The organism is Bacillus sp. A015 (assembly GCF_053851875.1).
In genome coordinates this window covers 1-9,461 of record NZ_JBSPZB010000035.1, presented here as the reverse complement: position 1 = coordinate 9,461, position 9,461 = coordinate 1, and the positions used below count along the sequence as shown (strand labels likewise).

Below are 9,461 nucleotides of genomic sequence, written 5' to 3'. Positions count from 1 at the left end.
TGGAACATGAGAAAAACACCTTCCTTTAGTATGCTTTTCTCTATTATAAAACGGGGGAATGGAAACTTTAAGGAAAAAAATAAAGCTGTCGAGATTTTCTCGACAGCCTGAATAAGATGCCGTTATGGCATCTTATTCTTTTTACCTAAACTTCTACAGCTTTTCTAAAATAAGCCGATAAAAAAACTAAAAGCTTCTAGGAAAGAAGGAATAACCTTGAATAGGCTTGACTATTATGTTGAAATGGCTCAATTACTTAGAAAAGTTCTAGATGAAAGTATCCTTTTCGGCATCACTGATACAGAGAAGGTGCTTTGTTATTACCCGTCTAACACAATAGATTTTGGCATTAAAGTAGGGGACGCATTGAACCCAGAAGACCAAAACGTGGCGACGACATTAAGAGGACAAGAATACGACGGTCATTTACCAGAGTCTTTATACGGCTATGAAGTTGCTGTAAAAGGTTACCCGATTTTTGATGAAGATAGAAAAGTGATTGGCTGTTTTTTAGTGGCCTTTTCACATCATCGCGAAAAGAAATTAAGCGGTTATATGGAGCATATTAATAAAGTAGCGAAAGAACTACAAGGTGGAATTGAGCAAATTGCTGCGCATTCACAAGAGCTGGCGGCTACAAGCCTAGAAATAAGCGAGCAGGCAGGAAGAGCGGAAGAGAAGTCTGCGAACATTGAAGAAGTCGTCAAAACCATAGGCGGGATCGCTAGACAAACAAATCTGCTTGGTCTAAATGCTGCAATTGAAGCGGCAAGAGCAGGTGAAAATGGAAAAGGGTTTGCTGTCGTTGCAGATGAGGTACGTAAATTATCAGATGGTTCGAAGGAAGCGGCTGAAACCATTAATACATTCTTAAAAGAAATCCAAAACAGCATTGGCACTTTGTCTGAAAATATCTCACAAATCAGCAGCTCAACAAACGAACAAGCCAAACAAGTGACAGACTTTACAAAGATTATCGAATCATTAAATGAGTTTAAAGAAGAGATGAATCAGTTTATTGAGGAAATTAGACAGGATACGAAATAGAATCAAGAGCAGCCGTCATTTTGGCTGCTTTTTATAGGTAGATCATCATAACAAAACACATGTTTAAATTTTTTTGTGAAAAGATGTTGACTTCAAATGAAATGATATGATATATTAATTCTTGTCGATACGGAGGAATACCCAAGTCCGGCTGAAGGGATCGGTCTTGAAAACCGACAGGGGTGTCAAAGCCCGCGGGGGTTCGAATCCCTCTTCCTCCGCCATATTGATTTTACCTTAGTTGAATTGAAACACAAGCATAAAAATTGGAATTTGTCAAACCGCTGCATTCGAAATGCAGCGGTTTTTTTTATTTTGTTTTAGAACGATTTTTGTGAATAACAGAAGCAATTTCGTGAAGAATGGGATCAAGTGAGCTTTCATCATGAAGTAAGTCATAATCTTCAATATTAATTTTAATTACTGGGCATAAATCAAATTGTTCGATCCATTCAGTATATCGAGTGTACATTTCTTCCCAATATGCTCGATCTGTTTGAGTTTCCATCTCTCTGCCGCGCTCTTCAATACGATGTAAAATATGATCTAAATCCCCATGTAAATAAATAAGGACGTCAGGGTGAGGGAAGTAAGGTGTCATCACCATCGCCTCAAATAGACTCGTATACGTTTCATAATCTACCTCGGACATCGTGCCTTTGTCCGCATGCATTTTAGCGAAAATGCCAGTGTCCTCATAGATTGAACGATCTTGCACATATCCTCCACCAGATTCAAAAATTCGCTTTTGCTCCTTAAAACGCTCAGCCAGGAAATAGACCTGTAAATGAAAGCTCCATCTTTGAAAATCTGAATAGAAAGGCTCTAAGTATGGGTTGTCATCTACTTTTTCAAGAGAGGTTTGAAACCCTAGCTTGTCCGCTATTGTTTTAGTCATGGTTGATTTTCCCACGCCGACAGTCCCGGCGATTGTTATGACCGCGTCCTTTGGTATTTCGATATTGTTCATAGCACTTGCTCCTTTATGTTCTGTACAATTTGCTGGTAATCTTGCTGTGAGGAAACGAAGTCTGTAAGATCTCCTTCAATTGTAATGATAGGAAGCCCTGGGTCAGTCTGTTTTAAATGTTCAATGGCCAGCTCATAATCTTCAATTAAGGTTTTTAAATAAGCTGGGTCGATGTCTTCTTCAAAAGAGCGTCCTCTCATCTGTATTCTATTAAGTAAGGTGGGAAGGCTGGCTTTTATATAGATCATGGCATTGGGTTTAGGAAGATCATCTGTTAGCAAGTGATAGATCTTTCTGTATTTATCCATGTGCTTTTTTGATAATGTTCTTTCTGCAAATATCATATTTTTATAGACATGATAATCTGTAACAATCGGTTGTTGTTTTTTCACATAGTTTTCTTCAATTGATTCTAACTGTTTGAACCGATTGCATAAAAAGAACATCTCAAGCTGAAAGCTCCATTGTTCCATATCTTCATAAAATTTATCTAAGAATGGATTTTCTTCTACAATCTCTTTTACTAAAGGAAATTGAAATTCCTTCGCAAGCATTGTAGCCAAAGTTGTTTTTCCGGCTCCAATTGGGCCTTCCACTGCAATAAAAGGGGCAGGATACATAGGCGTTCTCCTCTATCTATAAAGTTGTCAAACCAATGTATATTGTACCATACCCCTTCTAAGAGATAGAGTGAATGGATTACGATGTCGTTCTTTTTTCAATATTAAATTGATCTGATAATAAGAGCCAATTTTGTGGGAAGGATAGGCCTAGTTTCCAGTAAGCGATACCGTTCAAGTTTAACTCTTTGATGAGATTAAATTTGGCTTGAATCGACCTTGCGTCTTCGAACCATACCTCATGCTCATTGTTATTAGCATCTGTATAACGAAAATAGGGAGCTTGTGCTGTTTCATCGTAGAGAATGGATACATCATTCTCTCTAGCAATTGCGATCGCTTGTTGAGGACTGACGGCTTTGGCAATGGGGCCGCCCTGTACGTAAGGAAGCGTCCAATCATAGCCGTATAAATTCTGCCCCATTACAATTTTGTTGGCCGGCATGACAGTCAGTGCATATTCAATGACTTGGCGGACAGGACCAATTGGAGAAACGGCTTGTGCAGGACCGCCGCTGTATCCCCATTCGTAGGTCATCAACACAACATGATCAACGATCTTACCGATGGCTTCATAGTCATGAGCTTCATACCATTTTCCTTTTTGTTCACTACTTGTTTTAGGAGCAAGCGCAACGGAAATTGTCCAACCTTCTCGGTGGAAACGGGTTGTTGCCTCTCTTAAGAATTGAATATAAGCATCTTTATCAGCAGGGCGTAAATATTCAAAATCAAAATGGATTTCTTTTAATTGATACTTTTGAGCAACGCGAACGATTTCATTTAAAAATGTGGTTTTGACAGATTGGTTTGTTAAAAGGATTCGTCCAAGTTCATCACTGAATTTTTCATTCTCTAGGTTTGTGACCACCATGGATAATATGGTTCTGCTTTGAGCGGCAATCTGAGGTAGTTGGTCTAACGGTGGTTCTCGCAGTGTCCCGTCTCTTTGTGCTTGAAAACTAAAGGCGTCTAAATAGGTTAAGTATGGAGAGGCTTCTCTAGCTGCTTGCTTTAAGTTTTCACTGACTTGATTTCCACGTGGTTCAATATAAGCATTTGAATTTATGTTTCTTTTCGGTCTTTGTGGAATATAGAGCAAGAATCGAATAGGAAGTATTGCTTCAGGCCGAATCCTATTCACACGTGCCAATTCTTCCACTGAAATTTGAAATCGCCTCCCAATTTGATAAAGTGTGTCATTTTGTTTGACCTCATAAAATTGGCCTCTAATTGGAATGACAATTGTTTGTCCGATGACGAGTTGATTTGGTGTTTCGATGTCGTTGGTGCGGATGATTTCATTGACTGTTGTTTTAAAACGCATGGCAATCTCACTTAAAGTATCTCCTCTTTTGACAACATAAATTTGAATAGTCAACGCCCCCTTTGTTATTGCTAACAATTTATGAGGGTTATGGATAAATCATGTTTGATTTTCATTCGTGATCTCTTTAGCAGTTGTGATTTTTGCAAGAAGAACGTTCTCCATCATCGTTAAAGTGTACTCGTTATCTCTATCATTGTTTGAAGCAATACAATCTTTAGGTACAATCAGATTGTATTCTCGCATGTATGCGTCATTTGCAGTGAAAAGAACACAGATGTTTCCTGCAATTCCAGTTAAAATAAGATCATGAACACCTAGTTCATTTAGAAGTGTCTCTAGTGCTGTTCCATAGAAGGCAGAATGCTTAGGTTTAATTAAGAAATAATCATCGTTAGATGGTGCCATTTGCTCTAAAATAGTAGCGCTTCTTTCGTTTTTACATGTTTGTATGACAGCTTGAATGTCAGCCTTCCAGAGTCCGTAGTGGTCGTTGATATAGATGATTGGCCAATTTTCCTTGAAAGCGTGTTGTTTAAGGGCTAAAATTTTATTGGTCATTTGCTCTGTTTTTTCAGCGAGCACATGTCCCATTTCAAAATCAAAATTATTGATCATGTCGATAATAAGCAGTGCCTTTTGGTGATTTGGCAAAATAAGACCCCCTTCAAAAGATTGTGGTAATATGTTAACCTCAACATCCATTTAAAAAACATGAAAAGAGAGCTGTGCTATGACGAAAGATGAACAGTTTATGCAAGAAGCCATTTTTGAAGCCTTAAAAGCAGAACAAATAGGAGAAGTGCCGATCGGTGCTGTCATCGTTGTAGATGACCAAATTGTGAGCCGCGCTTATAATTTAAGGGAAAGTGAGCAGCGTTCAATTGCACATGCAGAATTACTTGCCATTGATGAAGCGTGTAAAGTGACTGGAAGCTGGCGTTTAGAAGAGGCTGTACTTTATGTTACGCTTGAACCATGCCCAATGTGTGCGGGTGCTATTGTGCTTTCCAGAGTGAAAAAGGTCGTATTTGGTGCATATGACCCTAAAGGTGGATGTGCAGGTACTTTAATGAATTTACTGGATGATGAGCGGTTCAATCATCAGTCTGAAGTCATTGGTGGTGTGCTTGAAAATGAATGCGGTGAGCTGTTAAGTCAATTCTTTCGAGATCTCCGTCAGCGGAAGAAACAAGCGAAAAGTAAATGAATGGGTGTCGTTTGCAATTTCAGCTGTAAGAAGGTATACTTATGTCTGCGTCACTAACAATTTAATATTCATTTTGCCGTGCTAAGCGGGGAGGTAGCGGTGCCCTGTACTCGCAATCCGCTCTAGCGAGGCCGAATCCCTTCTCAAGGTTCGTTTACTTCAAGGTCTGCCTTAAATAAGTGGTGTTGACGTCTGGGTCCTGCGCAATGGGAATTCATGAACCATGTCAGGTCCGGAAGGAAGCAGCATTAAGTGAAACCTCTCATGTGCCGCAGGGTTGCCTGGGCCGAGCTAACTGTTTAAGTAACGCTTGGGGTAGCGAATCGACAGAAGGTGCACGGTAAATCAATATTAAATGTAACTCATCTAGTTTATCTAGGTGAGTTTTTTGTTGCTGTTCAAAGAATAGCTCAGTTGCTAGGTTGATACAAATGATTAAAAAGCCTTTTTGAGGTGATTTGCTTTTAAAATAACTTATAACGAGAACTGTTGTTCTGTTTGAGCTGGCAGGTCATTTTGCAAAGCTAGAAAATTTGTTTTTGATTCATGAAAAGTAAAAAATCTTCATATGAAAACGCCATTTTCGCTTATTAGAAAATAAAGGTGTACTTTTGAATTGATCGTTGCATCATGTATAATGAAGATGATGATAAATGGAGGGGGCGTATTTGTGAGTTATCAAGCTTTATACCGAGTGTTCAGGCCTCAAGTTTTTGAGGATGTTGTTGGACAAGAACACATCACAAAAACGTTGCAAAATGCCCTTTTGCAGAAAAAGTTTTCTCATGCTTACTTATTTTCAGGTCCTAGAGGAACAGGTAAAACAAGTGCTGCTAAGATCTTTGCAAAGGCAGTGAACTGTGAAAAGTCACCTGTTAGTGAACCGTGTAATGAATGTGATGCCTGTAAAGGGATTACAAACGGTTCGATTTCAGACGTGATTGAAATAGATGCTGCCTCGAATAACGGGGTAGATGAAATCCGAGATATACGTGATAAAGTTAAATTTGCTCCTTCGGCGGTTACATATAAGGTTTATATTATAGATGAAGTACATATGCTCTCTATCGGGGCATTTAATGCACTCCTTAAAACGCTAGAGGAACCGCCTGCTCATTGTATCTTTATTTTGGCTACCACAGAGCCTCATAAGATTCCTCTTACCATCATATCCCGGTGTCAGCGATTTGATTTTAAACGGATCACGACAAAAGATATTGTTGGAAGAATGGAGAAAATTGTAGATGCAGAAAGCCTAAATGTACAAGAGGGCTCGCTCGAGATTATTGCTAGTGCAGCAGATGGCGGTATGCGTGATGCACTAAGCCTGTTGGATCAAGCGATCTCATTTAGTGGTGAACAACTGACAATTGATGATGCGCTGCTCATTACAGGTGCTGTATCTCAGCATTTCATTAGTCAGCTTGCCGAAGCTATTTTTGATCAAAATATTGCTGTAGCGTTAGATACATTAAATGAATTGCTCCAGCAGGGGAAAGATGCGGCTAAATTAATAGAGGACATGATCTTTTACTTTAGAGATATGTTGCTTTATAAAACGGCACCAGATCTTGAAGGAGTACTTGAAAAGGTAAAAGTCGATGAAAAGTTCGTGACACTCTCTGATCGTGTGACGCCTCAGTTTCTGTATGAGACGATTGAAGTGCTTAATAAAAGCCACCAAGAAATGAAATGGACGAATCATCCAAGGATTTTCTTTGAAGTAGCCGTTGTTAAGCTTTGTCAGTCAACGGCCGGAATAACACAATCTCATGCTAACTCTGATTTAACAGCGTTAACGGATAAAATAGACAGGCTGGAACAGGAGCTATCAAGGCTGAGAGCTGAGGGTGTACCGATGTCTCAGTCTCATAGTCCTCAAGAAAAAAAGGAAGCACCTCGACCACAAACAAGCAACAAAAATGGCTATCGTGCACCTGTTGGACGAATTCACGAGATTCTAAAAGAAGCGAAGCGGCCGGAGTTAGAAAAATTAAAAGGCAAATGGGGAGAGCTCCTTGCCCAGTTGAAACAGCAAAATAAGGTGTCTCACGCTGCGCTATTAACGGATAGTGAACCAGTTGCAGCTGCATCTCACGCCTTTGTTTTAAAATTCAAGTTCGAAATACATTGTAAGATGGTGGCTGAAGATAAAAGTGGTGTTCGAACCAACCTCGAGCACCTGCTAGAGTCTATGCTAGGAAAAAGAGTGGAATTAGTTGGCGTTCCTGACGCTCAATGGGGTAAAATAAGAGAAGAATTTTTAAAGGATCATCAGCCGGATGAACAGGCAGATGGTCAGGCAACTTCTGCTGAAGAGGATCCATTGATTGCGGAAGCAAAGAAGTTAGTAGGAACTGATTTGATTGAAATTAAAGATTAACTAAAAGAAAGAGAGTGGTGTTCATATGCGCGGTGGAATGGGAAATATGCAAAAAATGATGAAACAAATGCAAAAAATGCAAAAGGATATGGCTAAGGCTCAAGAAGAGCTTGCGGAAAAGGTTCTTGAAGGTACAGCAGGTGGCGGTATGGTCACTGTCAAAGTAAATGGACAAAAAGAAGTCGTCGATGTAGCAATTAATGAAGAAGTTGTTGATCCTGAAGACATCGATATGCTTCAAGACCTTGTGCTTGCAGCGACAAATGATGCATTGAAAAAAATCGATGAGCTAACAAATGAAACAATGGGTCAATTCACAAAAGGAATGAACATGCCAGGTTTATTCTAGGGGGAATAACTGAAGATGCAATATCCTGAACCAATATCAAAGCTGATTGATAGCTTTATGAAATTGCCAGGAATCGGACCAAAAACTGCGGTCCGTCTGGCTTTTTTTGTTCTTAGTATGCAGGAAGATGTCGTACTAGACTTTGCGAAGTCGCTTGTAAATGCAAAGCGTAATTTAACTTATTGTTCGGTTTGCGGGCATATCACTGATCAGGATCCCTGCTATATTTGTGAAGATACAAGAAGAGATCAATCTGTGATCTGTGTAGTACAAGATCCAAAAGATGTGATTGCAATGGAAAAGATGAAAGAATATAACGGCTTATATCATGTGCTTCATGGTGCCATTTCGCCAATGGACGGAATTGGACCGGAGGATATTAAAATTCCTGACTTATTAAAAAGATTGCAAGACGATCAAGTGACAGAGGTGATTCTTGCAACCAACCCAAACATTGAAGGAGAAGCGACAGCCATGTATATCTCCAGATTGTTGAAACCATCAGGAATTAAACTCTCTCGCATTGCTCACGGACTCCCAGTAGGTGGAGATTTAGAGTATGCAGATGAAGTCACACTTTCTAAGGCTCTAGAAGGCAGACGTGAGATGTAGGAAGGAGAAGTACGGTACATGGGTTTTCTTCGCAGAAAATCAATTCGAAAAGAATTCGATGAGAAACTAATTCAACAGCTTTTTAAGCAAAAGGAAGAATGGAACAGACAAAAAAAGCTTGTCGCAAATAGCGTTGAGCCTTCACCGGACATTCTATTCGAATTAAAGCTTGCTCAAGCGAAGTACTTTTTCTATCTGAGAGAAGCGAAAAAGAGGAATATACGTTTAAACAACTGGAGGTAGCAGGTCTATTTTACATAGTCCTCTCATATGCTTGTACTATTCATATGAAGAGGAGATGAGAGGATTATGGAACCTGTTATTGTGATTGGTTCAATTTTGCTAGCTGTATTATTGTTGTTTATGTCAGGTGTTCAAGCGAATCCATTCAAATGGTTAGGGCTTATCGGAGTTAAGTTTGTAGCAGGCGCTCTTTTTTTATTCTGCCTCAATTTGTTCGGTGAGAGTTTAGGACTTCATGTCTCCATTAACCCTGTAACGAGTGGAATTAGTGGTTTATTGGGCATTCCAGGCGTAGCGGCTTTAGTCGTAATAGAAAAGTTTATTATTTAATGAAAAATATTATTGACTTTGATTCTGTATGGTGGTAAATTAATATACGTCGCTGATGACGAAGAAACGAAAAAACATAACAACAAAAAAGTTGTTGACACTAACAACTTGGATGTGATAAGATGTTCTAGTCGCTTCTGAAGCGGTAAACAAGTTCTTTGAAAACTAAACAAGACAAAACGTACCTGTTAATTCGAGTTTTTATAAAAAAATCCTATGATACATCATAGGTAGTCAGTCAAACTGACGAGGCAGGAAAGATCACATACTAAGTTCGCTGCATCGTGTAGCAACGCATGTGTGATATGCATCCTGCATACCTCGGAGAGTTTGATCCTGGCTCAGGACGAACGCTGGCGGCGTGCCTAAT

At 39.4% G+C, this 9,461-nt stretch carries 10 protein-coding genes, 1 tRNA gene, 1 other RNA gene and 1 pseudogene; 9 read left to right on the top strand and 4 right to left on the bottom strand.

All coding sequences use genetic code 11. From position 1 onward, the window contains the following. Positions 1–711: 711 nt before the first annotated feature. A pseudogene (locus ACSLGF_RS18385) lies at positions 712–1,047 on the top strand (methyl-accepting chemotaxis protein); the annotation flags it as partial. Positions 1,048–1,178: 131 nt separating this feature from the next. Then, positions 1,179–1,271 (top strand) — tRNA-Ser (locus ACSLGF_RS18380). A gap of 86 nt (positions 1,272–1,357) precedes the next feature. On the opposite strand, the gene ACSLGF_RS18375 is transcribed toward ACSLGF_RS18380, so the two are convergent. From ACSLGF_RS18375 to ACSLGF_RS18360, 4 genes are all read right to left on the bottom strand, one after another. After that, positions 1,358–2,017, bottom strand: a complete 660-nt coding sequence (locus ACSLGF_RS18375) for a deoxynucleoside kinase (RefSeq protein WP_456007716.1) — start codon at positions 2,015–2,017, stop codon at positions 1,358–1,360. After that, a complete protein-coding gene (locus ACSLGF_RS18370) occupies positions 2,014–2,637 on the bottom strand; it encodes a deoxynucleoside kinase (protein ID WP_456007714.1) in 624 nt (207 codons plus the stop codon). Before ACSLGF_RS18370 ends, ACSLGF_RS18375 begins: the two co-directional genes overlap by 4 nt. A gap of 79 nt (positions 2,638–2,716) precedes the next feature. Then, positions 2,717–3,964, bottom strand: a complete 1,248-nt coding sequence (locus ACSLGF_RS18365; RefSeq protein ID WP_456007718.1) for a glycosyl hydrolase family 18 protein — start codon at positions 3,962–3,964, stop codon at positions 2,717–2,719. Positions 3,965–4,063: 99 nt separating this feature from the next. Continuing rightward, positions 4,064–4,618, bottom strand: a complete 555-nt coding sequence (locus ACSLGF_RS18360; RefSeq protein ID WP_456007712.1) for an isochorismatase family cysteine hydrolase — start codon at positions 4,616–4,618, stop codon at positions 4,064–4,066. Positions 4,619–4,697: 79 nt separating this feature from the next. Here ACSLGF_RS18360 and tadA point away from each other — a divergent pair, with 79 nt between their 5' ends. The 7 genes from tadA to ACSLGF_RS18325 all read left to right on the top strand — a co-directional run bounded on the left by tadA (position 4,698) and on the right by ACSLGF_RS18325 (position 9,091). Beyond that, positions 4,698–5,174, top strand: a complete 477-nt coding sequence (gene tadA / locus ACSLGF_RS18355) for a tRNA adenosine(34) deaminase TadA (RefSeq protein ID WP_099728784.1) — start codon at positions 4,698–4,700, stop codon at positions 5,172–5,174. 76 nt (positions 5,175–5,250) lie between these two features. Then, an RNA gene (gene ffs, locus ACSLGF_RS18350) (signal recognition particle sRNA large type) lies at positions 5,251–5,515 on the top strand. Positions 5,516–5,844: 329 nt separating this feature from the next. Further along, positions 5,845–7,557 (top strand): DNA polymerase III subunit gamma/tau, encoded by a 1,713-nt coding sequence (dnaX, locus tag ACSLGF_RS18345; RefSeq protein WP_456007710.1) that lies wholly within the window; start codon positions 5,845–5,847, stop codon positions 7,555–7,557. Between the two features lie 25 nt (positions 7,558–7,582). After that, on the top strand, positions 7,583–7,906 hold the full coding sequence (locus ACSLGF_RS18340; protein WP_456007708.1) for a YbaB/EbfC family nucleoid-associated protein: 324 nt from the start codon (positions 7,583–7,585) through the stop codon (positions 7,904–7,906). 15 nt (positions 7,907–7,921) lie between these two features. Then, the gene (gene recR, locus ACSLGF_RS18335) at positions 7,922–8,518 is read left to right on the top strand and encodes a recombination protein RecR (protein ID WP_456007706.1); all 597 of its coding nucleotides are present in this window, start codon (positions 7,922–7,924) and stop codon (positions 8,516–8,518) included. Positions 8,519–8,536: 18 nt separating this feature from the next. Further along, positions 8,537–8,761 carry a YaaL family protein gene (locus ACSLGF_RS18330; protein ID WP_008360288.1) on the top strand — a complete coding sequence of 75 codons (225 nt, stop codon included), beginning with the start codon at positions 8,537–8,539 and terminating at the stop codon, positions 8,759–8,761. 66 nt (positions 8,762–8,827) lie between these two features. After that, positions 8,828–9,091 carry a pro-sigmaK processing inhibitor BofA family protein gene (locus tag ACSLGF_RS18325; RefSeq protein WP_008342006.1) on the top strand — a complete coding sequence of 88 codons (264 nt, stop codon included), beginning with the start codon at positions 8,828–8,830 and terminating at the stop codon, positions 9,089–9,091. Positions 9,092–9,461 lie beyond the last annotated feature (370 nt).

Coding starts and splice junctions, on each gene's coding strand:
- ACSLGF_RS18375 (WP_456007716.1), bottom strand. CDS start 2,017: ATGAACAATATCGAAATACCAAAGGACGCGGTCATAACAATCGCCGGG.
- ACSLGF_RS18370 (WP_456007714.1), bottom strand. CDS start 2,637: ATGTATCCTGCCCCTTTTATTGCAGTGGAAGGCCCAATTGGAGCCGGA.
- ACSLGF_RS18365 (WP_456007718.1), bottom strand. CDS start 3,964: ATGCGTTTTAAAACAACAGTCAATGAAATCATCCGCACCAACGACATC.
- tadA (WP_099728784.1), top strand. CDS start 4,698: ATGACGAAAGATGAACAGTTTATGCAAGAAGCCATTTTTGAAGCCTTA.
- ACSLGF_RS18340 (WP_456007708.1), top strand. CDS start 7,583: ATGCGCGGTGGAATGGGAAATATGCAAAAAATGATGAAACAAATGCAA.
- recR (WP_456007706.1), top strand. CDS start 7,922: ATGCAATATCCTGAACCAATATCAAAGCTGATTGATAGCTTTATGAAA.
- ACSLGF_RS18330 (WP_008360288.1), top strand. CDS start 8,537: ATGGGTTTTCTTCGCAGAAAATCAATTCGAAAAGAATTCGATGAGAAA.
- ACSLGF_RS18325 (WP_008342006.1), top strand. CDS start 8,828: ATGGAACCTGTTATTGTGATTGGTTCAATTTTGCTAGCTGTATTATTG.